Origin of the sequence: Nocardioides sp. (genome assembly GCF_014360585.1) — a bacterium.
GTDB lineage: Bacteria > Actinomycetota > Actinomycetes > Propionibacteriales > Nocardioidaceae > Nocardioides.
Genome location: NZ_JACIXG010000040.1, coordinates 16626 through 39798, shown reverse-complemented (window position 1 = coordinate 39798; position 23173 = coordinate 16626). Strand labels below are relative to the sequence as shown.

General features: G+C 70.1%; 23 protein-coding genes. 9 read left to right on the top strand and 14 right to left on the bottom strand.

The features are described from left to right. Positions 1–141 precede the first annotated feature (141 nt). Both H5T77_RS14645 and poxB read left to right on the top strand, forming a co-directional pair. Entirely contained in the window at positions 142–1572 is a 1431-nt protein-coding gene (locus H5T77_RS14645) for an MBL fold metallo-hydrolase RNA specificity domain-containing protein (protein ID WP_292650422.1), read from the top strand. A 174-nt stretch (positions 1573–1746) separates the two neighbouring features. Next, positions 1747–3471, top strand: a complete 1725-nt coding sequence (gene poxB / locus H5T77_RS14640) for a ubiquinone-dependent pyruvate dehydrogenase (RefSeq protein ID WP_292650420.1) — start codon at positions 1747–1749, stop codon at positions 3469–3471. On the opposite strand, the gene H5T77_RS14635 is transcribed toward poxB, so the two are convergent. The 5 genes from H5T77_RS14635 to H5T77_RS14615 form a co-directional block, all read right to left on the bottom strand. Beyond that, positions 3468–4922, bottom strand: a complete 1455-nt coding sequence (locus H5T77_RS14635; RefSeq protein ID WP_292650418.1) for a dihydrolipoyl dehydrogenase family protein — start codon at positions 4920–4922, stop codon at positions 3468–3470. The genes poxB and H5T77_RS14635 overlap by 4 nt on opposite strands. A gap of 141 nt (positions 4923–5063) precedes the next feature. Continuing rightward, positions 5064–5996 (bottom strand): ABC transporter substrate-binding protein, encoded by a 933-nt coding sequence (locus H5T77_RS14630; RefSeq protein ID WP_292650416.1) that lies wholly within the window; start codon positions 5994–5996, stop codon positions 5064–5066. Positions 5997–6024: 28 nt separating this feature from the next. Continuing rightward, complete coding sequence (locus tag H5T77_RS14625; RefSeq protein WP_292650414.1) at positions 6025–6738, bottom strand: ABC transporter permease; 714 nt, start codon at positions 6736–6738, stop codon at positions 6025–6027. Next, on the bottom strand, positions 6735–7391 hold the full coding sequence (locus H5T77_RS14620; RefSeq protein ID WP_292650412.1) for an ABC transporter permease: 657 nt from the start codon (positions 7389–7391) through the stop codon (positions 6735–6737). The genes H5T77_RS14625 and H5T77_RS14620 overlap by 4 nt, the downstream gene beginning before the upstream one ends. A 79-nt stretch (positions 7392–7470) precedes the next feature. Beyond that, positions 7471–8532 (bottom strand): ABC transporter ATP-binding protein, encoded by a 1062-nt coding sequence (locus H5T77_RS14615; RefSeq protein ID WP_292650410.1) that lies wholly within the window; start codon positions 8530–8532, stop codon positions 7471–7473. Between the two features lie 175 nt (positions 8533–8707). Between H5T77_RS14615 and H5T77_RS14610 the strand changes: the two genes are divergently transcribed. Further along, the gene (locus tag H5T77_RS14610; RefSeq protein WP_292650408.1) at positions 8708–9724 is read left to right on the top strand and encodes an NADP-dependent oxidoreductase; all 1017 of its coding nucleotides are present in this window, start codon (positions 8708–8710) and stop codon (positions 9722–9724) included. A gap of 6 nt (positions 9725–9730) precedes the next feature. Here the strand turns inward: H5T77_RS14610 and H5T77_RS14605 are convergent, their stop codons facing one another. Beyond that, a complete protein-coding gene (locus H5T77_RS14605; RefSeq protein ID WP_292650406.1) occupies positions 9731–11140 on the bottom strand; it encodes a lytic transglycosylase domain-containing protein in 1410 nt (469 codons plus the stop codon). A gap of 192 nt (positions 11141–11332) precedes the next feature. Between H5T77_RS14605 and H5T77_RS14600 the strand changes: the two genes are divergently transcribed. The 5 genes from H5T77_RS14600 (at position 11333) to H5T77_RS14580 (ending at position 15182) form a co-directional block, all read left to right on the top strand. After that, complete coding sequence (locus tag H5T77_RS14600; protein ID WP_292650404.1) at positions 11333–12115, top strand: hypothetical protein; 783 nt, start codon at positions 11333–11335, stop codon at positions 12113–12115. Further along, the gene (locus tag H5T77_RS14595; protein ID WP_292650402.1) at positions 12112–12840 is read left to right on the top strand and encodes an SDR family NAD(P)-dependent oxidoreductase; all 729 of its coding nucleotides are present in this window, start codon (positions 12112–12114) and stop codon (positions 12838–12840) included. Before H5T77_RS14600 ends, H5T77_RS14595 begins: the two co-directional genes overlap by 4 nt. Positions 12841–12899: 59 nt before the next feature. Continuing rightward, positions 12900–13280, top strand: coding sequence for a DoxX family protein (locus tag H5T77_RS14590; protein WP_292650401.1), 381 nt, complete (start codon positions 12900–12902; stop codon positions 13278–13280). Between the two features lie 82 nt (positions 13281–13362). Then, on the top strand, positions 13363–14133 hold the full coding sequence (locus H5T77_RS14585; protein WP_292650399.1) for a glycerophosphodiester phosphodiesterase family protein: 771 nt from the start codon (positions 13363–13365) through the stop codon (positions 14131–14133). Between the two features lie 110 nt (positions 14134–14243). Further along, positions 14244–15182, top strand: a complete 939-nt coding sequence (locus H5T77_RS14580) for a DUF5926 family protein (protein WP_292650397.1) — start codon at positions 14244–14246, stop codon at positions 15180–15182. 137 nt (positions 15183–15319) lie between these two features. Here the strand turns inward: H5T77_RS14580 and H5T77_RS14575 are convergent, their stop codons facing one another. From H5T77_RS14575 to H5T77_RS14540, 8 genes are all read right to left on the bottom strand, one after another. Further along, positions 15320–16192: an AraC family transcriptional regulator gene (locus H5T77_RS14575; protein ID WP_292650395.1), complete on the bottom strand. Its 873-nt coding sequence runs from the start codon at positions 16190–16192 to the stop codon at positions 15320–15322. 109 nt (positions 16193–16301) lie between these two features. Beyond that, positions 16302–17240 (bottom strand): adenylate/guanylate cyclase domain-containing protein, encoded by a 939-nt coding sequence (locus H5T77_RS14570; protein ID WP_292650393.1) that lies wholly within the window; start codon positions 17238–17240, stop codon positions 16302–16304. Positions 17241–17344: 104 nt separating this feature from the next. Further along, positions 17345–17716, bottom strand: coding sequence for a Crp/Fnr family transcriptional regulator (locus H5T77_RS14565; RefSeq protein WP_292650392.1), 372 nt, complete (start codon positions 17714–17716; stop codon positions 17345–17347). Between the two features lie 113 nt (positions 17717–17829). Beyond that, positions 17830–19032: an arginine deiminase gene (locus H5T77_RS14560; RefSeq protein WP_292650390.1), complete on the bottom strand. Its 1203-nt coding sequence runs from the start codon at positions 19030–19032 to the stop codon at positions 17830–17832. A gap of 25 nt (positions 19033–19057) precedes the next feature. Beyond that, positions 19058–19660, bottom strand: coding sequence for a TMEM165/GDT1 family protein (locus H5T77_RS14555; protein ID WP_292650389.1), 603 nt, complete (start codon positions 19658–19660; stop codon positions 19058–19060). A 101-nt stretch (positions 19661–19761) separates the two neighbouring features. Continuing rightward, on the bottom strand, positions 19762–21033 hold the full coding sequence (gene larC / locus H5T77_RS14550) for a nickel pincer cofactor biosynthesis protein LarC (RefSeq protein ID WP_292650387.1): 1272 nt from the start codon (positions 21031–21033) through the stop codon (positions 19762–19764). A gap of 97 nt (positions 21034–21130) precedes the next feature. After that, positions 21131–21808 carry a nickel pincer cofactor biosynthesis protein LarB gene (larB, locus tag H5T77_RS14545; protein WP_292650385.1) on the bottom strand — a complete coding sequence of 226 codons (678 nt, stop codon included), beginning with the start codon at positions 21806–21808 and terminating at the stop codon, positions 21131–21133. A gap of 3 nt (positions 21809–21811) precedes the next feature. Further along, positions 21812–22651 (bottom strand): prephenate dehydratase, encoded by an 840-nt coding sequence (locus H5T77_RS14540; RefSeq protein ID WP_292650383.1) that lies wholly within the window; start codon positions 22649–22651, stop codon positions 21812–21814. Between the two features lie 24 nt (positions 22652–22675). Between H5T77_RS14540 and H5T77_RS14535 the strand changes: the two genes are divergently transcribed. Continuing rightward, positions 22676–23086 (top strand): DUF4446 family protein, encoded by a 411-nt coding sequence (locus H5T77_RS14535; RefSeq protein WP_292650381.1) that lies wholly within the window; start codon positions 22676–22678, stop codon positions 23084–23086. The last annotated feature ends 87 nt before the right edge of the window (positions 23087–23173 follow it).

The following is a 23173-nucleotide window of genomic DNA, read 5'->3' as shown; positions in this document are numbered from 1 at the left end:
GCTGATCCCGCCGCCCGCCGCTGCGCCAGCGGGTCGAGTGATCGGGCCGTGGGTCACTCGGCGAAGGCCGTAGGACCCTCCCAGCATCCGGACGGATGCAGCAGCGTGGTGGTGACACCATCACCTGCGAAGGGAATCCCGATGGCACACTCCGAGATCCCGGTCGTCGGCGACCCTGGCGTATCGCGTTCGAAGCATCCCGCACTGGAGTTCCTCGGCGCATCCGGCACGGTGACCGGGAGCCGGTTCCTGGTGACGTACGGCAGTGATCGCCTGCTGGTGGACGCCGGCCTCTACCAGGGCCTGCGTGAGCTGCGACGGCTCAACTGGGCACCGTTCCCGGTGACGCCCGCAGACCTGGACGCCGTCGTCCTCACCCATGCGCACCTCGACCACACGGGGTACCTGCCTCGGCTGGTGAGCGACGGCTTCGCCGGCGAGACGGTGTGCACGCCGGGCACCGCCGCGCTCACCGCCATCGTTCTCCGAGACAGTGCGCATCTGCAGGAGGAGGACGCTCGGGTCGCCAACGAGGGCGGCTGGTCGAAGCACGACCCGGCCCTGCCGCTCTACACGGCGGCAGATGTCGAGCGGACGCTCCAGCGCCTGCACCCGGTGGCCTTCGGCGAACCGTGGCCGCTCGGAGGAATGGTCGTCACCCTGCAGCGTGCCGGCCACATCCTGGGCTCCGCGGTGGCAGTCGTCGACGTCGGAGGTGAGCGGGTGGTGTTCAGCGGCGACCTGGGTCGACCGGGGCATCCGATCCTGCGACCGCCCGCGCCGCCCCCGGCCGCCTCGGCGATGGTGCTCGAATCCACGTACGGCGACCGACGGCACCCACCGGTGGATCCCGAGGTCCTCGCCGACACCGTACGCCGCACGGTGGCCCGTGGCGGTGTCGTACTGATTCCGGCGTTCGCCGTGGACCGGACCGAGCTGGTGCTGCTCGAGCTGCTCAGACTCCGCCGCACCGGCCTGATCCCCGAGGTTCCGATCTTCGTCGACAGCCCGATGGCCCTCGCCTCGCTCGACGTCTACCGGACAGCCCTGAGCTCGCACAGCGACGAGCTCGACCTCGAGCGGGCGGCACCTTTGCGCGACCTCGACCGGTTGGACGTCCACCGGGTCCGGGATGCCGCCGGCTCCGAGCGACTCAATCGACCCAAGGGACCGTGCATCATCATCTCGGCCTCCGGGATGGCCACCGGCGGCCGCGTCGTCCACCACCTGCTCCGCCAGCTTCCCGACCCCCGTAACAGCATCGTGCTCACCGGCTATCAGGCTCAAGGCACCCGCGGCCGGCAGCTGGTGGAGGGTGCCCGGGCGGTGAAGATGCACGGCCGGTACGTCCCGGTCCGCGCGGAGGTGGTGGCGACCTCGGACTTCAGCGTGCATGCCGACGCCGACGAGCTGGTCGAGTGGGTCGCCTCGGCGCCCGAGCTCCCACAGACCGTCTACGTGGTGCACGGCGAGCCGACGTCATCCCGCGCTCTGGCGGACCGGATCCAGGACGAGCTCGGCGTCGTCGCCGTGGTGCCCCGGCGCGGTGAACGCGTACTCCTGGGCTCATGACGCCTGGTCTCGTAACTCTGCGTTCTCCTGCCGGCGTCGCTCCGCCCTGCTGGCCGGTGGGGTGCTGTCGGTGAGTCGGGCCGAACACCGAGAACCCGGACCGGCAAGTGAGAGCACCGGTCCGCATCGGCGCTGTTCTACGGTGGATGACGTACGCGCCGAGAAGGAGACCGCATGTCGACCATCGCCGAACAGATCGTGTCCACCTTGTCCGCCAGCGGCGTCCGCCGCGTCTACGGGATCCCGGGGGACTCCCTCAACGGGTTCACCGACGCGCTCCGCAAGAACGGAGACATGAGCTGGATCCAAGTACGCCACGAGGAGTCTGCTGCGTTCGCGGCGGCCGCCGACGCGGCCGTTACGGGTGAGCTCGCGGTGGTGGCCGGGAGCTGTGGACCGGGCAACCTCCACCTGATCAACGGGCTCTTCGACGCGAACCGTTCACGGGTGCCGGTGCTCGCCATCGCTGCCCAGATCCCGACCGCCGAGATCGGCACCAACTACTTCCAGGAGACGCACCCGCGGGAGCTGTTCCGAGAGTGCTCGGTCTACACCGAGTACGTCGCTCAGCCGAGCCAGATGCCGCATGTTCTGGAGATCGCGATGCGTGCGGCGGTCGAGAAGCAGGGCGTGGCGGTGCTGGTGATCCCCGGGGACGTCGCGCTGGCCGAGTCGGAGGTCGACCGGGCCGTGGCGATCCGCCCGACGCGCTCCCGCGTCATCCCCGACGAGGACGCGATCAGGCAGGCGGCCGACCTGCTGAACACCGGTGAGCGGGTCACCATCCTCGCCGGCGCGGGCTGTGCCGGTGCGCACGACGAGGTGGTGGCCCTGGCCGAGGCTCTCGGGGCCCCGGTGGTGCACGCGCTGCGCGGAAAGGAGTTCTTGGAGTACGACAACCCCTACGACGTGGGGATGACCGGCCTGCTGGGCTTCGCCTCCGGCTATCGCGCGATGGAGCGGGCCGACACGCTGCTGATGCTCGGCACCGATCTCCCCTACCGGCAGTTCTTCCCGAAGCACGCCAAGACCATCCAGGTCGACATCCGCGGCGAGCAGCTCGGTCGTCGCCACCCGATCGACGTCGGCATGGTGGGAACGGTCAAGGACACGGCCGCGGCGTTGCTGCCGCTGCTCGACCGAAGTGGAGACAGGCAGCACCTGGACGACTCCCTGGACCACTACCGCCGCACCCGGGCCAAGCTCGACGAGCTGGCCACCCCGTCCCGGTCGAACGCGCCGATCCATCCGCAGTACCTCGCTCGGTTGGTCGACCAGGCCGCCTCCGACGATGCCGTCTTCATCCCCGACGTCGGTTCGCCGGTGGTGTGGGCGGCGCGCTATCTGACCATGAACGGTCGCCGCCGGCTGATCGGCTCCTTCGCCCACGGCTCGATGGCCAACGCGCTGCCGCAGGCGATCGGCGCCCAGATCGCCCACCCGGACCGTCAGGTCGTCGCGCTCGCCGGCGACGGTGGGCTCACCATGCTGCTCGGCGAGCTGCTCACCCTCGTTCAGAACCGGCTCCCGGTCAAGCTCGTCGTGTTCAACAACTCCTCGCTGAACTTCGTCGAGCTCGAGATGAAGGCTGCCGGCTTCGTCACGTACGGCACCGACCTGGTGAACCCGAGCTTCGCCGACGTCGCCAACGCAATGGGCATCTACGCTCGCCGCGTCGAACGCTCCGCGGATCTTCCGGAGGCGGTCGCCGACGTCCTCGGCCACGACGGCCCCGCCCTCCTCGATGTCGTCACGGAGCGCCAGGAGCTCTCGATCCCGCCCAACATCACCGCCGAGCAGCTCAAGGGCTTCACCCTCTACGCCATCCGGTCGGTCATGTCCGGTCGAGGTGACGAGCTGATCGACCTCAGCAAGGCCAACCTGCGCCAGCTGTTCTAACGATCGCGTCCAGCGGTCTCCAGCAGGCGGAGCCAGATCTCGCTGACCGTCGGAAAGGCGGGGACGGCGTGCCAGAGACGGTCCAGCGGGACCTCGCCGACGATCGCGATCGTGGCCGCGTGCAGAAGCTCGGAGATGTCGGGGCCGACCGCGGTGAAGCCGACCAGGACCTTGCGCTGCTCGTCGATGACCATCCGTGCCTGGCCGCGGTAGCCGTCGGCGTGGAGCGATGCGCCGGCGATCGAGCCGAGGTCGTAGTCGACGACGCCGACCTCGATGCCGGCGGCCTCGGCCGACTCGGCGGTGTGGCCGACGGCGACGACCTCGGGATCGGTGAAGATCACCTGGGTGACGGCGCGCTCGTCGGCGGTGGCGGCGTGCCGGCCCCACGTGCTCAGGTCGGGCTCCTCGCCGCGCGCCCGGGCCGCGATCAGGTCGCCCAGGGCGCGGGCCTGGTACTTCCCGTGGTGGGTCAGCAGCGCTCGGTGGTTGATGTCGCCGGCGGCGTAGAGCCAGCCGTTCTCGAGCCGGCCACTGTCGTCGACCACGGCGAGTGCGTCGTCGACTGCCAGCCACTTGCCGGGCGTGAGACCGACGTGCTCGAGGCCGAGGTCATTGGTGTTGGGCACCCGGCCGGTGGCGACGAGGACCTCGTCCGCGGTCACCTCGGTGCCGTCGGAGAGCGTCAGGTGCACCTCGCCGGTGTCGTCGCGACGGACCACGCTCGCGTCGCGGTCCAGGTGCACCGAGACCCCGTACGTCCGGAGGGCATCGGTCACGTGCTCACCCGCGAACTCCTCGACCCCCGCAAGGAGCCGGCTGCGCGAGATCAGGGTCACCTGCGACCCGAGGGCGCTGAAGGCGGTCGCCATCTCGGCACCGACCACCCCGCCGCCGATGATCGCCAGGCGATCCGGGACAGACGTGGCGGCGGCGGCCTCACGGTTCGTCCAGGGGGAGGCGTCGGCCAGGCCCGGGACCGGCGGGATGAGGGCGGAGGTGCCGGTGGCGATCACCACGGCCTGACGCGCCTGAAGGTTCGTGGCCGTGCCGTCCGAGTCGGTGACGGTGACCGTGCGGGTGCCGGTGATGCGGCCGTGTCCGCGGACCAGCGTGACCCCGGCGCCGGTCAGCCACTCGACCTGGCCGGAGTCCTTCCAGCCCGAGGTGAACTGGTCGCGTCGGGCGAAGACGGCATCGGCGTCGAGGGCGCCCGTGACCGCTTTCCCCGCGGCCGGCAGCGCCTTGGCGGCACGCAGCGCCGCCGCGTCCCGGAGCAGCGCCTTCGTCGGCATGCACGCCCAGTAGGAGCACTCGCCGCCCACCAGCTCACGCTCGACGATGGCCGCGGTCAGACCACCCTGCACCGCGCGGTCGGCGACGTTCTCGCCGGTCGGTCCGGCCCCGATGACCACGACGTCGACAGTGAGATCTTTGCTGGTGCTCGTCATGTCAGGAACCCTACCCGCGCGCCGGGACGGGCGAAGGGCGGAAAATGTGAAGACAGGAAGACAGGAAGACAGGGCCGCCCGGCGTCATCAGGATGACGCCGGGCGGCTACCGGGGAGAGCTGGGTCAGGCGAGCAGGCGCCTCACGCGATGCCGTTGTCGGCCAGGAACTCCTTTGCGACCGTGGCGGGGTCGGCCTTGTCGACCTGCACCTCGGCGAGCGCGTCGGTGAGGTTGTCGGTGGTCAGCGCCTCGGAGACCGAGTTGAGGGCGGACTCGGCGTCGTCGGTGAGGACCTCGGAACGGATCAGCGGCACCACGTTCTGGGCGAGGAAGAGGTTCTTCGGGTCTTCCAGGACGACCCAGTCGTTGGTCGGGATCGCGGAGTCGGTGGTGAACACGTTGGCGACGTCGACGTCACCCTTCTTCAGCGCCGCGATGGTCAGCGGGCCGCCCGGGTCGGTCGGGGTGAGCTCCTTGAAGGTGACGCCGTAGGCCTTCTCGAGACCGGGCACGCCCTGGGCACGCTTCTTGAACTCCGGGCTGGCGCCGAGAGAGAGGTCCTTGGCGATCGGAGCGAGGTCCTCGATGCTGGTCAGGGAGTACTTCTCGGCCGTCTCCTTGGTGACCGTCAGCGAGTCCTTGTCCTCGGCGGCCGACTGCGGAAGCGTCTGGCTGCCCTCCGGGAGAACGTCCTGGAGCGCGGTGTAGACGTCTTCAGGCGCGGAGACGCCCTCCGGCATGTCGCCCTCGGTCAGGTAGGAGAGCAGACCGCCGTTGTACTCGGGCAGCAGGTCGATGTCGCCGCTCTTGAAGGCCTCCATGTAGACCTCGCGCGAACCGATGTTGGGCTTGGTCTCGACCTCGACGCCCTCGGCCTCGAGAGCCTGGGCGTACATCTCCATGAGCAGCTCGCTCTCGGGGAAGTTGGCGGAGCCGACGACGATGGTCCCGGTGTCCGAGTCGGAGCCGGAGCCGGATTCGGAGTCGAGCGGGTCGCCGCCACAGGCGGTCAGGGTGCCTGCCACGGCGATCGTCGCGAACAGGGACGCGGTGGTACGGGTACGGCGGGACATCGGGATACCTCTCGGTTTGCTGGGTTGTTCAGCCGGCGGGTTCGGGTTTGGGCTCGGGACGGACGGTGGTCGGCCGGTTGTCGGCTCCGCGGCCGCCGACCCCTGGTGAGACAAGAAGCCGCTGCGTCCCCGCGAGCGCGAGGTCGATCGCGACTGCGAGCGCGGCGATCACGATCGCGCCGGCCACCACCTGGTCGTACTCGAGCGTCGCCAGCCCATCGAAGAGATAGCGGCCGAGGCCGCCGAGGCCGGCGTACGCGGCGATCGTCGCGGTCGAGATCACCTGGAGGGTGGCGTTGCGCAGGCCGCCGATGATGATCGGAAGCGCGATCGGGACCTCGACGCGCCAGGCGATCTGGGGCTCGGTCATGCCGACACCTCGCGCCGCGTCGACGGTCTCGTCGGCGACGGACCGGACCCCGGCGTACGTGGTGGCGAGGATGGGCGGGATCGCGAGCACGATCAGGGCGATCGTGACCGGGACCAGACCGATCCCGACGGCCGCGAGCGCGAGCATGAGCACGCCCAGGGTCGGCAGCGCGCGACCCGCGTTGCCGAGGTTGATGGCGAGCAGCGCACCACGCCCCGTGTGGCCGATCAGCAGGCCGATCGGGAACGCGATCACGGCCGCGATCAGCAGGGCGAGGGTGGTGTAGCCGAGGTGCTCGAGGATGCGCTGCGGGAACCCTTCGGGGTTGCTCAGCGACCAGTTCGCGGCGTCGAGCAGATAGTCGAGACTCATCGCGCACCCGCTCTCGCCCAAGGGGTGAGCCGGCGTTGGACCGCGACGATGAAGACGTCGGCGACGACCGCGAGCGCGACCGAGAGGATCAGCCCGATGACGATCGGCGGCAGGTAGAAGCCGAGCTGGAACCCTCGGGTGAAGAGCTGGCCGAGACCGCCGATGCCGATCAGGGCGGCGACGCTGACCATGCTCACGTTGGCCACCGTCGCGACCCGGAGACCGGTCAGGATCACCGGCATCGCCAGCGGCAGCTGGACGGTGAGCCAGCGGCGTACGGGCCGATAGCCCATCGCGGAGGCCGCTTGGAGGACGGTCGGGTCGACGGCGTCGAGACCGTCGGCGGTCGTGCGGACGAGCAGAGCGAGCGAGTAGAGCGTGAGCGCGATGATCACGTTGAGCGGGTCGAGGACGCTGGTGCCGAGGATGCCCGGGAGCAGCAGGAGCAGGGCCAGCGACGGGACGGTGTAGATCACGCTTCCGGCGGTGAGCGCGATGTGGCGCACCGGGCCGTAGCGCTGGACCAGGGCACCCAGCGGCAGCGCGAGGACGAACGCGATCGTCACAGGCGCCAGGGCGAGCCAGATGTGCTGGACGAGTGCCGTGAAGACGTCGTCACCGTTGGTGCGGAGATAGCTCCACAGGTCGTTCACGTCGCCACCCCCGTAGCGCAGGCGCGAGTGTACGGACGCGGCGACGTGATGATCGTCTGGTTCGCTCGCTTGCGCTCGCTCACCCGGCGTCCTCCGCCGTGGCCAGCGCCGTCAGCCGCTCCCGCTGCTGGGTGCGTACGCTGCCGGCAAGGTCCTCGAGCAGGACCAGCCCGTCGGCACGGCCCTCGGCATCGACCCGCACCGCGGCGCCCGCGGGCGAGAGGATGACCAGGTCGGTGACCGTACGCAGGTTGGCGCCTTCACGGAAGGTGCCCTCGGTCGGGAGGAGCCCGTCGGTGCCGCGCCATCCCAGCGGCCGGCCGTCGGGGTCGACCTCGAGGGCGAGGCCGTCGACGTCGTGGTCGATGGGCCTGAGCGCGATCTCGTTCCCGTCGGTGAACCCGAGGCCGCGAAAGCCGCGGTCGCGACCCACGAGCGCGGCGACGAAGTCGTCGGCGGGCGCGGCGAGGAGGTCGGCCGGTGGGGCGAACTGGGCCAGGCGAGCGCCCTGCGCGAAGACGGCCACCTCGTCACCGAGCCGGATCGCCTCGTCGATGTCGTGGGTGACCAGGACGATCGTCTTGCCGAGCTCGCCCTGGAGCCGGAGCAGCTCCTGCTGGAGATCGTCGCGCACGACCGGGTCGACGGCGGAGAACGGCTCGTCCATCAGGAGCACCGGCGGGTCGGCGGCGAGGGCGCGGGCGACGCCGACGCGCTGCTGCTGGCCGCCCGAGAGCTGGGACGGGTAGCGCTCGCCGAGGTTGGCCGGGAGCCCGACGCGTTCGAGCAGCCCGAGGGCGCTCGAGCGTGCGTCCCGTCGGGTGACGCCCTGCAGGATCGGGACCGTCGCGATGTTGTCGAGGACGGTGCGGTGCGGAAAGAGCCCGGCGCCCTGGATCACATAGCCGATCTCGCGTCGCAGCTCCGCCTCCGGGCGGGCGGTGACGTCTGCGCCGTCGATCAGGACTCGGCCGGCGGTCGGCTGGATCATCCGGTTGATCATCCGCAGGGCCGTCGTCTTACCGCATCCCGAGGGCCCGACGAAGACGGTGATCTGCCCGGTCTCGACCTTCAAGGAGAGGTCTCCCACCGCAACGGTGCCGTCCGGATAGCGCTTGGTCACGCTCTCGAACTCGATCACAGCCACCGCTCCTGTCTTTCGTTCTCCACCTGCGGACGCCGTTGCTCAAGGACCTCAGCCTGCCAGAACAGGAAAGCGAACAGAAGCATTCCCACGTCCTGACGGGTCGGGCAGGTCTGTGGTCCTCAGGACCGTAGCCGAGCGAACCTGCCCGGCAGTGCGGCACCATGGCTGGATGACCGACACGAACACCCAGACCCTGCTCCGCGCCCGCCCGGTCGGTGAGCCGACCCCCGAGGACTTCTCGATCGTCACCTCCGAGGTGCCCACGCCCGGGGAAGGAGAGGTGCTGCTGCGTACGCAGTTCCTCTCGCTCGACCCCTACATGCGTGGACGGATGAGTGACGCGCCGTCGTACGCCGCGCCGACCGCACTGGGCGACGTGCTGCCCGGCGCCACGGTCGCCGAGGTCGTGGAGTCGCGCGACCCGTCGCGGCAGGTGGGCGATGTCGTGCTGGCGTACGGAGGCTGGCAGTCCTACTCGACCGCGCCGGCGGCGCACACCCGCCGGCTCGACCCGGCCGTCGCCCCGGTCTCGACCGCGCTGGGGGTGCTGGGGATGCCCGGGTTCACGGCGTACGCGGGGCTGACGCAGATCGGCCGGCCGCAGCCCGGCGAGACCGTCGTGGTGGCTGCGGCGACCGGACCCGTGGGAGCCACGGTCGGACAGATCGCGAAGATCCTCGGCTGCCGTGCGGTGGGGATCGCCGGCGGCCCGGAGAAGGTCGAGCATCTGACCGAGCTCGGCTTCGACGCCGCGCTGGACCACCGCGCGCCCGACTTCAAGGACCAGCTGAAGGCGGCGGTTCCGGACGGGATCGACGTCTACTTCGAGAACGTCGGTGGCCATGTGTGGAACGCGGTGCTGCCGCGGCTCAACAAGTTCGCTCGGGTGCCGGTCTGCGGGATCGTCGCGCACTACAACGACACCGCCGCTCCCGAGGGGCCCGACCGGGCGCCTGGGTTGATGCGGCATGTGCTCAACAAGTCGCTGCTGATCAGGGGTTTCATCCAGACCGAGTTCGTCCGCGACCACGAGCAGAACTTCCTCTCCGACGCGGCCGGCTGGCTGGCCGACGGCAGGCTCCGCTACCGCGAGGACATCACCGAGGGCCTCGAGAACGCGCCTGCCGCGTTCAACCGGATGCTCCGGGGTCAGAACTTCGGCAAGACGGTGATCAAGGTCAGCTGATCTAGATCACTCTTCCGGCGAGGTGGTCGGCGACGCCTCGCCGGAAGACTCCGTCTCGGCGCCTTCCGGCGAGACCTCGTCGTTGTCTGGCGTCGGCTCCGGCAGCTTGTCCTTCCACGCCGGGTCCTCACGAAGGCCCCGCACGTAGTCCTCGGCTTCCTCCAACGTGGGAACCGTGCCGTTGAAGTGGGTGACGCAGTCGTTGACCACCGAGGTGTAGGTCTCGTCATCCGGCTTGAGGTCTGGGTAAGTGTTGGTGACGGCCTCTTCGCATCGGCTCTCGACCGTGGGCTCCGGCTCCGGCTCTGGATCCGGCTCCTCGGACGTGGGCGGGTCCGCGGGAGTCGGGGTCGGCGTGGGGGTCGGCTTCGTCGTCTCGCCTTCGCCCGCCGAACCGCCGGTTCCGGTGTCCGGATCCGTGTCGTCGGTGTCCGCGGGCTTGCTCGGAGCAGGTGTGGGGGTCGGAGCAGGAGCAGGAGGCTTGGCAGCGGCCGTGGGAGCGGTCTTGGCCTCCGACTTCGGCGTCGGCGCGACAGTGTTCGGGGTGCGCGGCAGCGGGGACGCGGTGGGCCTCGTGGACAACGGCGATCCGCCGTCCACGTTCGGCGAGCCCGGGAACTCCCCGTTGCGGTATTGGCCGGCGATCTTCTGCACGGCCTCGACGTACGTGTCGCTCTGGTTGTAGCGGTAGACCGCGGCGTTGGCGCCGGAAGTGGTGCTGACGTCCTCGGTGCCGGCGCACAGGAACGCCGCCGTGGCGACGGCGGCATCGTCGATGTCCTGCGGGTCGCGGCGGTTGTCGCCGTCGCCGTCGGCACCCGCGTAGGTCCAGGTGGAGGGGATGAACTGCATCGGGCCGACCGCGTGGTCATAGACCGTGTCGCGGTCGTAGAGGCCGTTGTCGGTGTCGTGGATCGCCGCGTAGTTGCCGGCGCCGTTGAGCTGCGGGCCGATGATCGCGGGGACGGCGAGACCGTGGGCGTTGAGCTCGCTGCTGCCGAAGCGGCCGTGGTTGCTCTCGACCATGCCGATCGCGGCGACCAGCGCCCAGTCGAGGCGGCAGGAGGCGTCGGCGTCGTTGAGCACGGTCGACGAGCGCTGGTACGCAGCCAGGGCGACCGGCGGGATCGACAGCTCCTCGGCGTTGGCGGCCAGCTTCACCGCGTCGGTCGGAGTCAGGTTCTTCACGCCGCCCAGACCGCCGGAGATGCCGAGGGGGTCCTGCAGGGTGCCGGGGTCAGGCAGCTCGGGCCGCTGGTGGCCGGTGTCGAGGCTTCCCTCGTTTGGGGCCAGGACGGCGAAGGCAGCGGTCAGCGCGACGGCGGCAACGGCCCGAGGCCCGATACTGACCAGCGCCGCAGTGCTGATGCTTCTGGCCGAGCTTCTTCCCGACCTTCGTCGGGCTGCTTTGGTCACGCCTGTCTCACCTCTTCCACGCGTGGGGTACGTGTCGTCCCCGAGCCTACCCAGGTATTCCGGTTTGATGCCCCCTCAATCAGAAATCAGTCCCCCACGATGGGGATCGTCAACGGCCGGGCAACCTGACGTTGGGCTGGTGTTTCCCGCTTCGCCGCGTGGTCTCATCCTGCGCATGTCAGCGTGGAGGACATGACTGAACGGACGCGTCTGTGGATGGTTCCGCTGGTCGCGGCCGCGGGTTGGGGCGTCGGGTTCCTGCCGCAGATCGTCCAACCGCAGCCGCTCCTGCTCGCCCCGATGGTCGCCGAGCTGGTCTCGTTCACGCTGCTCGCCGCGGCGCTCGGTGGGCTCGCGGCCGGGCTCGCGGCCGGGCTCCGTCCGGACCGCCGGCTGCTCAGCGCGGCCCTCGCCGGCGTCGGGGTCGTGGGCGCGGCGTACCTCGGCCTGACGTTCGCCGCGGGCCCGGCGGCGGCCAACCCGTCGACGGCGACCCAGCTGATCGCCGTCGCCGCGATCACGACGGCCGCTGGTCTGATCGCCGGGATCGCCGCAAGTCTCGGGCCGTACGTCCTGCGGGCTCCGATGCTGGCCGCACCGGCCGTCTGCGTACCCCTCTGGCTCGACGGGATGCTCTCCGGCGACCTGCCGTCGTCGGTCATCGATGCGCTGCTCGCGGCTGCGCTGGTGACCGTGCTGGTGACCTCGGTACGCCGCGCCGTCGACGTCGTCGCATGGGTGCCCGCCTGGATCCTCGGCTGGGCGATGCAGACCCTGCTGACGGTGCTGGTCGCCATCGGCGTACTCATCCAGGAGGGCCGCTCCGTCGACGCCGGCCTGCTCTCCTCGCACCTGGTCTACTTCCACGAGCGCTGGAACGAGCCCGCGGTGCACTACCCGGCCGGATGGGCGCTCGCCGGCGTCCTGGCACTGGCGTTGGTGGCGTGGCGGCTGCGTGACAACCTTCGGGTGTGAAACGAACGCTCATCACCGGAGGCACCCGCGGGATCGGCGCCGCCGTCGGTCGCCGGCTGGCCGCCGACGGCCACTCGCTCGTGCTCGGCTACCTGTCCGACGAGTCTTCTGCCGTCGCGACGCGTGACGAGATCCGGGCGCTCGGAGTCTCCTGCGAGATCGTCCAGGCCGACATCACCACCGACGACGGGATCGCCGACCTGTTCGAGGCCGCCGGCCCGATCACGGGTGTGGTCAACAACGCCGGCGCGACCTACCGCTACGCGCCCCTGGTCGATACCCCGGCGGACGAGATCCGGAAGACGTACGCCGTCAACCTGGTCGGTCCCACGCTGGTCGCCCGGGCAGCGGTGTCGGCGCTCGCCAAGAGTGGGCGCAGCGGTGGCGTCATCGTCAACATCTCCTCCGGCGCCGCGACCCTGGGGTCACCGGGAGAGTACGTCCACTACGCCGCCGCCAAGGCCGGGATCGACGCGCTCACCAAGGGCCTCGGTCTGGAGGTCGCGGGTCAGGGGATCCGGGTGGTCGCGGTCGCTCCCGGCCTCACCGAGACCGACATGCACGCCAACACCGGCGACCCCGGCCGGATCGCGCGGATGGCACCCCAGATCCCGCTCGGCCGGGCGTCCTCACCCGACGAGGTCGCCGAGGCCGTCGCCTGGCTGATGAGCGACAGGGCCGCGTACGTCACCGCGACGACGCTGCGGGTGACCGGCGGGCGCTGATGCCCGCACGCTGACGTCCACCGATGTCACAGCCGGGCGGCGTACGTCGTCAGGTTGGCATGAACATCATCTTGTGGATCGTGACGATCTTTCTGGCAGCTGGCTTCCTGGCCGGCGGACTGGCGATGCTGCTCCTGTCGAAGGAGAGGTTTCGCAACGCCTTCGACGGGTGGCACTACGCCGATGACTTCCCAGCGGGCTTTCTCAAGGTCATCGGTGTGATGAAGGTGCTGGCCGCCGCCGGGCTGATCCTGCCGGCCCTGACCGGGACCGCCACCTGGCTGGTGCCGCTCGCCGCGCTCGGGCTGGTTCTGCTGATGACCGGCGCGACGACCACCCGCATCATCCGTAAGGAGTGGGGCGCTGCTGCCGGTGACCTGGTCTTCTGGTCGCTGGCAGCCTTCGTCGCGGTCGGCCGTTTCGAGCTCGTCCCGTTCTAGGCCGTGTCTTCGCGAGACATGGCTCGGTGGCTTCTCGCTCGTGTCGCGCGACGTGGCTTGCCCGATGGCCCACAATCTCCACATGAGGCCCCAGGTGGTCGCGCATCGCGGCGCCAGTCATGAGATCGCGGAGCACACCCTGGCCGCGTACGTCGCGGCTCTGGATGCGGGCGCCGACGCCTTGGAGTGCGACGTGCGTCTGACGATGGACGGGCATCTCGTCTGTGTCCACGACCGTCACCTGCGCCGCATCGGGGCACGCGGGCTGGTCTCGGAGATGACGCTCGCCGAGCTGCAGGCGATCGACTTCGCGGCCTGGAAGAACGGGTTCTGGGACGGGCAGGACGAGGCGCCCGATCGGGACAAGCGCGGGGTGCTCACGCTCCACCGGCTGCTGCGGACCGTGCGGGACTACGACCGCCACGTCGAGATGGCCATCGAGACCAAGCACCCGACGCGCTACGGCGGTCTGACCGAGGGAAGGCTGGTCGACGTGCTCAACGACTTCGGCTGGGCGGGTCCGGACAGCCCGGTGCGGGTGATGAGCTTCTCGTTCACCGCGCTGCAACGGGTGGAGCGGTTGGCGCCGGGCGTGCCGGTCGTCCAGCTCATCGACCGCGCTGCCAACTGGTCGCTCCTGCGGCACACGATCGGCCCGGACTGGTGGCTCGGCGCCGGCATCGACATGCTTGCCGCCCACCCCAAGCTCGCCCGGCGGTTGGCCTCGAAGGGCCGCAACCTCCACGTCTACACCGTGAACACCGAGGAACAGCTCAAGCTCTGCCTCGACCTCGGCGTCAAGGCGGTCATCACCGACCGGCCGGGGTTCATGTTGGGGCTGCTCGGCGGCTGAGCCCGCGTGTAACACGTCGTTCGTGGGTCTATCCGGTCGTTATAAAAGGCGAGTAGACCTACGAACGACGTGTTACACGTCGAACGGCACCGGCAGGTTAGGGTTTGGCCGTGGCCAAGAAGTCCCGAGTGAAGAACCGTCAGGCGGCTGCGGCCCCGACGGACGGTCCCAACCCGCGTGCGGCGTGCCCGTGCGGGTCCGGCAAGCGTTACAAGGCATGCCACGGTGCGGCCGGGGGTGCTTTCGTGGGGCGCCCGTTCGAGGGGCTGCCCGGCGAGTGCGACCTGGTCGCGCTGCGTGAGCTCGTGCCGTCGGCGACCGTGTCGCTGACAGTGAAGGGCTACGAGTCGACCCCGGTCACGCTGGGCACCTTGCTGCCCGGCGCCGCGCCGGCGATGTCGCGCGACTCGGGCGAGGTCTGGGTCGGCCTGCAGGTGCAGCACAACTACGGCGACGTCTCTCGCGATGTCGCTGCCGCGCTGGTCCAGGCGCTCGAGGCGCGTGCTGCTGGTGAGTCCGGCGTCTTCGGCCTGACCACCGCTCCCGGTGCCGGACCTCGACTGCAGGACCTGGTGACCAACTCGTCCCTGGACGTCACCGTCCACGAGGGCTTCGACTGGTGGCTCGGCGACGTCGAGGACAAGGGTGACTTCGAGCACGCGCTCGAGCACGCCAACGAGTCGGTGCTGCCGACCGAGCGGCTGACCTCGGTCGACGCGGCGTACTGGACCTCCGTCGGCTCCAAGGAGCACCTCCGCTGGGTGATGCCCGAGCCCGAGGACGCTCTGCTGACCGCGCTGGCCCGACTGCACGTGGCCGGCGACGACGTGATCGTCCCCGACGCCCGCTTCGTCGGCATGTTCCGTGCCCACGGCCTGCTCGCTCCCGTCTGGGACGTACCGGTCGGCACCGGCGCCGAGGCGCTCGAGGAGCCGGCGGTGGCGTTCAAGAAGCTGCTCGACGAGACCCTCGCCGACGACTCCGAGATCACCCCCGAGGTGCGCTCGGCTCGTGCCGGGCTCGCCAACCGGCAGGTCACGATCCGCTGACCCGCTGGTCGAGCCGCCGGAGCCGCTAGGCGGAGGCGTGTCGAGACCAACACAGTCCTATCGGCGCTCGATTCGACAGTGTTGGTCTCGACACGGATTCGTTCGTACCTCACGAATCCGGCTCGACCGACGGGCGGTTACTTCTCCACCGGCATCCAGATCTCACAGGACGCGTACGTCTCGGTGAGCTCGAGGTAGCGCAGGACCGAGGGCCCGGGGCGGAGTCGCCACGGGTTCGACGGGAACCAGTCGGTCGCGGTCGATGCCCAGAGGCGCTGCAGCGTCTCCGGGTGCGGGCCGCTGGATGCGAAGACCGCCCAGGCGCCGGCCGGCACGGTGATGCTGTCGAGCCCCTCGGGCACCTCGACCGACGTCGTCACCGCGACGCCGTGCAGGTAGGTGATCATCGAACCCTCCGGCGCATCGGGCGACGGGGAGTCGGTGACGGCGAGGATGCCGCGCGGGTCGGTGTCGTTGAGCTCCTTGAGCCGGCCGTGCTCCTCGGGTGCGATCGAGGCGATGTGAGCCTGGATGTGCGGGTTCGCGCCTTCGTAGATCAGCGGAACCTTGGCGGCGTGGCCGACCAGCCGCAGCTCGGGCATGTCGTTGATGGTGACGTCCATCGGGGTGCTCCCTTCGACGCTCAGGCGGAACCTGAGCGTGGATTGTGTGCGTAGCGGACCACCGGATCGGCGTACGTCGGCGGGAGCCGAACCGTGCACAGCACGGAACGCGCGCCCGAACGCCTCGGTCGAGCCATAGCCGTAGCGCACCGCGACCTCCAGAAGGTCAGGGGCACCTGTCACCAGGTCTGCCGCGGCCAGGGTCATCCGACGGCGGCGTACGTACTCCGACAGGGGCATCCCGGCCAGGGCCGAGAACATCCGGCGCAGGTGGTACTCCGTGGTGCCGTGGTCGCGGGCGACCCGAGCCACGTCCACCTCTCCGCCGAGTCCGTCGTCGAGCTCTGCCTCGACCAGGTCGACCAGGGTGTTGAGCGTGCCGATCATGTGGTCCTCCTTTCGCTATCAAGCCTGGCGCGGGAGCACCCGTCCGGGCCCGACCTTTCTGGTCAGATTCAGTCTGGCCAGGCTCGATCGGACCGTTCAGTCGGACCGTTCAGTCGGACCGCGAGCGAAGCCGGAACGCCTGCAGGCGGGAGTAGCCCTTCACGCTCGCACGGCGCATCTTCTCGACCCGGAAGCCGTCGACGTCCTCGAGCGCGGCCGCGGCGTTCTCGTCGATGACCACCGACGAGGGCCGGGCGAGGGTCGTGAGGCGCGCGGCGATGTTGACCGTCGGGCCGAAGACGTCGCCGAGCCTGAGCACCACGTCGCCGTACGATATCCCGGCTCTGACGTGCGGAAACGGACTGTCGCGGTCGTCCCCGAGGGCGGCCAGCTCCAGCGCCGTCCGGGCCGCGGCCGAGACGTCCTCGAAGGTGAAGAACACCCCGTCGCCCAGGTATTTGATCACCCGGCCACCGTGCTCGACGACGACGTCGGAGCAGGTGTCCTCGAACTCCTCAACCCAGTCGACGAGCTCCTTGTCGGTGAGCCGTTTGGAGCGCGCGGTGTAGCCGACGATGTCGAGGAAGCCGACCGCCAGCGGCACCGCGGACGCGTCTGCGACGGTGAGCATCCGCCGCGCCGCGCTGACCAGGTGGCGGCGCCAGACGTAGTCCTGCAGCGACTCGACCAGTGGCAGCACCTGCGCGCTCAGCGCGAGCAGGTCCTCGACCTCGTCGCCGCCCCGCTCGCGGGCGACCTCGGCCAGCAAGGAGGTCTGCCACTCGGCCAGGCGCGCGTAGGACCGTCCCCAGGTCCGTACGAGCGCAGCCTGCCGGTCCTCGCTGAGGACCCCGAGGCGGATGAGCTCATGGGACATCCGCAGCGCCTCGACATCGGACTCGGTGAACGCGACCTCGTCCTCGCCCGCGTGCGGGAAGCCGAGGTGGTGCCACAGGTCCTCGGTGACCTCCATGGGCACGCCGGCCTCCCGCGCGACCTCGGCGCGGGTCAGCGTCGGCGTCTGGCCGAGGACGAACGCCTCCACCACGGCGAGCGCCTCGGTCAGCTCGATGTCGGCCTCGCGACTGCGACCCGTCTCGGCGCTCTCGTCGGCCTGCTCGTCGAGGTGGTTTCCGGAGCCTGTCGGAGGGGTCAGGAGCCGAACCTGTCCTTGGCGACCTTCTCCAGCGCTCTCGCGAACGACGGCATCTCGACGGAGAGCTGCTGCAGCTTGTCGGAACTGAGGTGGATCAGGTCGAGCGGGGTGAGCGCGACGATGGAGGCCGTGCGCAGGGACCCGCGCAGGATCGCCGCCTCGCCGATGATGTCACCGGGACCGCACTGGGCGATCTCCTCCTTGTCCCGGCGGACCGAGACGGTGCCGTCGAGGATGATGTAGGCCTTGTCCGGCGGGGTGTCCTCCCAGATCGGCGACCAGCCCTCCGGCAGATGCACGCGGGTGCCGGTGGCGCTGATGTGCGCGATCTCCTTGGGCGTGAACGTGGAGAAGAACGACTCGGTCACGAGGTTTTTCCTTCGGTCGGCTGTGGGGTGGCTGCCGCTAGGTCACGGCGGTTACAGAGTTCAACGATGTTCGCCTACAGGGGTTACCCGCCGGTGTAGTCACCAAGCCCAGGCTATGCGGGCAACGGGTCCCGGGCGATCGGGCAGCTCATGCACCGCGGCCCGCCCCGACCGGAGCCCAGCTCGGAGCCCGCGATGGCGATGACTTCGATCCCGGCCGCCTCCAGGGCTCCGTTGGTCTGGGTGTTGCGCTCGTAGCCGACGACCACGCCCGGTGCCAGCGCCAGGGTGTTGTTGCCGTCGTCCCACTGCTCGCGCTCGGCGGCGACTGGGTCGAGCCCGGTGTCGACGTGGTGGAGCTTGTCGATGCCCATCGCCTCGGCGGCGACCTCGAGGAACGGGCGAGGGGCCGCGATGTTCAGCCGGCCGTCGTCGCCCGCCGGGGTGACGGCGTACGCCACCAGCGAGTCGACCGCGTTCGGGTAGATCACCATCTGGTCGGTGTCCACCAGCGTGGCGATCGTGTCCAGGTGCATCGTCGCCCGCTCCTGCGCGATCGGCACCGCGAGCACGGTGTGGGCGAGACCCTCCGCGAAGACCTGCCGCGCGAGCCGCTCGGCCCCTGCGGGGGTCGTCCGCTCGCCGACCCCGACCGCGACGACGCCGGGAGCCAGGAGGAGCACGTCCCCGCCCTCGACGTGCTCGAGGTGGGCGCCGTGCAGGCGGGGGCTGGAGCGGAAGCGCGGGTGGAACTGGTAGATCAGCTCGGTGAGCGCGGTCTCGCGCTTGCGCGCCGGCATCGCCAGCGACGTGACCGTGGCCCGGTCACGGATCCACACCGACGAGTCGCGGGTGAAGAGCAGGTTGGGGAGCGGGTCGATCAGGAAGTCGTCGTGGGCGAGCAGGCTGGTGACCAGACCGTGGCCGCCGCGGACCTCGTCGTTGCGGATGCCGGCGGTCAGGTGGTCGGTCAGCTCGGCGGGGCCGGCGTCGTCGAGCGCACCGACCAGATAGGCCCGCAGCGTGTCACCGAGCGTGAGGGCACCCAGCACGTTGTCGAGCGCCCGCTGCCTGGCCTCGGGCACCTCGAGGGTCTCGGTGAGCAGGTCAGTCAGGTAGAGCACCTCGACGTCGCGCTCTCGCAGCGCGGCCGCGAAGGCGTCGTGCTCGTCCTGTGCCCGCTTCACCCACGGGATACCGTCGAAGAGCAGCTTGTCGTTGTTGCGCGGCGTCAGCCGGGTCAGCTCCCGGCCGGGGCGGTGGAGCATTACCGTACGCAGTCGTCCGACCTCGCTGTCGGCGCCAAGTTCTACCATGCCGGGCAGCCTAGGCGAATCGCTCTCAGGTGAGCACTTCGACCAAGGTCAGCACGCCCAGGGCGAGGCAGACCACGGCTCCGACGTAGTGCAGGACGTGCAGCTTGATGAACCGGAGCAGCGTACGTCCCAGCAGCACCGCGAGCCCCGACACGGTGAGCAGCGCGGCCCAGGAGCCGATGAAGACCGAGACCGGCTCGTCGTAGCGGGCCGCCAGCGAGACGCTCAGCAACTGGGAGAGGTCGCCCCACTCGGCCGCGAAGAGGACCATGAAGCTGGCCACGACCTGGCGGAAGCCGCGTACGTCCTTGGCCTTGTCGGCGAACTCGCTGCCGTCCTCCACGGTCGCGATGCCGTGGTGGCGACGCCCCTCGATGAACAGCAGGATCGAGCCGCCGAAGAAGAGCAGGGCGGCGATGATCTGGATCAGGTCGGTCGGGAGGAGGGTCGCCACTCCGCCGATCGCGACCGCGATGAGCGTCTGGATCGCGAACGCCGCGCCCACGCCGAGCCACACGAAGAGCGGGCGGTACTTCGTCGACAGCACCAGCGTCGCCAGGAACGTCTTGTCCGGCAGCTCGACGACGAAGATCGCGGCGAAGGCGAGGGCGATGACGGTGATGTCCATCAGGGTTTCCGTTCCAGTTCTTTACGTCCGGCCCATATCGTCGCATCCCGCCTGAACCGTCGGTCGAGCCGCCGGAGCCGCGACACGGATTCGTTCGTACCTCACGAATCCGGCTCGACCAGCGGTGAAGCGAGTGCGGCCGCCTTGGCCTCGGCGAGTACGTCGATCGCCGGCCGATCGAGCGCGGTCGCGACCCGGGCGACGTCGTCCCACTCGGGCTGCAGGTTGACGATCTCGTCGTCGAGACGGGCAGCCTTGACCGCGATCGGGTGACCGCCGACGGTCACGGTGAGCGTCTCGCGGGGCAGGGCGTGCTTGGTGACCTCGTGCTCGCGTACGCCGATCGTGGAGGTCTCCCGGAAGAACACCCGCCGGACAGCCTCGGCGTCCGAGTGTGGGACGAGGGCGTGGAGCGTGTGGGCGGGCCGGCCCTTCTTCATCAGGATCGGCGTGAGCCAGGCATCGCGGGCGCCGGCGGCGAGCAGCGCGTCGATCGCCCTGGGGAGCAGCCGCGGATCGAGATCGTCGATGTTCGCCTCGATGACGAGCTCGGTCGTCGCACTTTCGCGCACGGGAGGGAGAGTTCCGGTCTCAGCTTGGATCCGGGCCTGCACTTTCCCGCCGTGGTGGGATTCTGCCCCCGTCAGCGCCGCGGGGTCGCCGATCAGCAGGCGGATGGTGTTCGACCAGCCCTCCGGATCTCGGCTGCCGGCGCCGACCCCGATCGTCCGCGTCGTCATCGGCGGCTGAGGGCCGTAGCCCGTCGCGAGGGTGGCCAGGAGGGCTGCGCCTGTCGGAGTGCACAGCTCCATCGCTGGATGTCCGGGAGCTCCCGCGAAGGACGGTATGCCGGTCAGCAGCCGCGCCACCGCCGGCGGCGGGACCGGGAGGACGCCGTGAGCGGCCCGGACCGAGCCGGAGCCGACCGCGACGGGCGAGACCACGACCTCGGTCGCGCCGAGGTGTGCGAAGCCGGCGCAGACCCCCACGACGTCCGCGATCGCGTCCAGCGCCCCGACCTCGTGGAAGTGCACCTCCTCGGGCGGGATCCCGTGGACCGCACCCTCGGCGACCGCGAGCCGCTCGAAGACCTGGAGCGCGAGATCTCGCACGGAAGCGTCGAGCGCGGCGCCGGCGAGCAGCGCGCGCACGTCCGTCCAGGTGCGGTGGTGGGCCGAGTCAGCGATCTCGACGTGGCATCGGGTGGCGGCGAGAGCCCCGCGCGTCACCGCCTCCGCCGCAAGACGCACCGGCTCCGGGGCGACCGCGTCGACCGCCGAGGTGATCACCGAGAGCGGTACGCCGGCACCGACCAGCGCCCCGAGCAGCATGTCGCCCGACGCACCGGAGGACACATCGACCCAGACCTTCATCAACACCTCGCGGACTGGTCGAAATGGGCCGTCCTGGCCGCTCGGCGATGGCCCACTTCGACCACTTCTCGGGCCAGCCTGCTGGTCACCGCGCCCTTCATCCCGCGCGCCGCGCGATCCGGGCAGCCGCGACGCCGGCTCCGTAGCCGTTGTCGATGTTGACCACGGTCACGCCGGGAGCACACGAGTTGAGCATCGCCAGCAGCGCGGCCAGCCCGCCGAAGGAAGCGCCGTAGCCGACCGAGGTGGGCACCCCGATCATCGGCACCCCGACCAGGCCGCCGACGACCGAGGGCAACGCGCCCTCCATCCCAGCGACGACGATCAGGCAGTCGGCGGCCTCGAGCCGATCGCGTACGGCCATCAGACGGTGGATCCCGGCGACACCGACGTCGGTGATCCGCTCGACCCCGGCGCCGTGGACCCGGGCCGTCAGCGCGGCCTCGGCCGCGACCGGACCGTCGGTGGTCCCGGCGGCGACTACGCAGACCCGGCCGTGCGGGGTCGGTAGCGGCCCGAGAGTGAGAGCGCGGGCCTCGGCGTCGTGGACCGCCGTGGGCAGCTCGGTCGCGACCAGGGCTGCGGCCTCGACGGAGACCCGGGTGGCCAGGACCGCGCGCGTGGGATGTGCCTCGTGCAGCCGACGAAGGATTGCGACGATCTGCTCGGGCGTCTTGCCGTCGGCGTACACGACCTCGGGGTCGCCGGTGCGTCGCTCCCGGTCGAGGTCGACGCGGGCGAACCCGAGATCAGCGGTCTGATCGTTGTCTGCCACCGCTCAGAGCCGCGCCGGGTCGGCGGGGTAGACCCCGAGCAGCTTGACATCGGTGGTGAAGAAGGCCAGCTCCTCCAGGGCTCGCTTCAGCCCCGGCTGGTCGGGGTGACCGTCGACCTCCGCGAGGAACTGCGTGGCGGTGAACTTCCCATCCACCATGTAGGACTCCAGCTTGGTCATGTTGACGCCGTTGGTCGCGAAGCCGCCGAGCGCCTTGTAGAGGGCAGCCGGGATGTTGCGTACGTTGAAGATGAACGAGGTCACCACCGGACCCATGTCGACAGGCGCCTGGATGAAGTCGGGCGAGAGCACGACGAAACGGGTGGTGTTGTGGTCGGCGTCCTCGATGTCGGTGGCGAGCACGTCGAGCCCGTAGATCGAGGCGGCCAGCGGCGGGGAGATCGCGGCCATCGTCGGGTCGCCTGCCTCGACCACCTCGCGTGCGGCACCGGCGGTGTCACCGGAGACGACCGGCGTGAACCCGTGCTCCCGGATGATGTTGCGGCACTGGCCCAGCGCGTGGACGTGGGAGTGCACCGTGCGGATGCCGTCGAGCGGGGCGCCGGGAAGGCCGAGCAGGTGGAACCGGATCCGCAGGTAGTGCTCGGCGATGATGTGGAGGTTGGACTCGGGGAGGAAGTGGTGGATGTCGGCGACCCGCCCGGCCAGGGAGTTGTCGATGGGGATCATCGCCAGCGACGCCTCACCGGCCTCGACGCTGGCGAAGACGTCCTCGAACGAAGCGCACGGCACCGACTCCAGCTCGGGGTAGTGCCGCTGGCACACCATGTGTGAGTTGGACCCTGGTTCGCCCTGATAGGCGATGCGATGTGGCTCGGACACAGCGACAGTCTAGATTCGCCCGATGTGCTCGCTCTTGCAATTCTCAGTCTGCTGACAGCAATCGCCGCTCTGGCCCTCGCCGGAGCGGCCTGGCAGAAGACGAAGGACGTACGTCGCCCCGATCCTGCCCACGCCGAGTCGCTGCCGACCGACGTCGCCGGGCTGCGTGCCGAGGTCGCGGCCCTGCGCGCCGAGTCGGCGATGAGCCTTCGTCACCTCGCGGTGGTGCGGTTCGACGCGTTCGGAGACGCCGGTGGCCACCTGAGCTGGTGCCTGGCCCTGCTCGACGACAGCGGCGACGGGGTCGTGCTGACCTCGATCCACGGTCGCACCGAGGCGAGGTCGTACGCAAAGAGCATCAGCGGTTGGAAGTCGTCCCAGCTGATGTCGCCCGAGGAGGCCGAGGCTGTGCAGCAGGCGAAGCCCAAGAGCTGATCCGAGGATCCCGAGCGGCTCATCCAACAGCGGCGATCCGGCAAAACGACGCCGGCACGCTCGGGTGTGGCGGGGGAACCGTTCCGA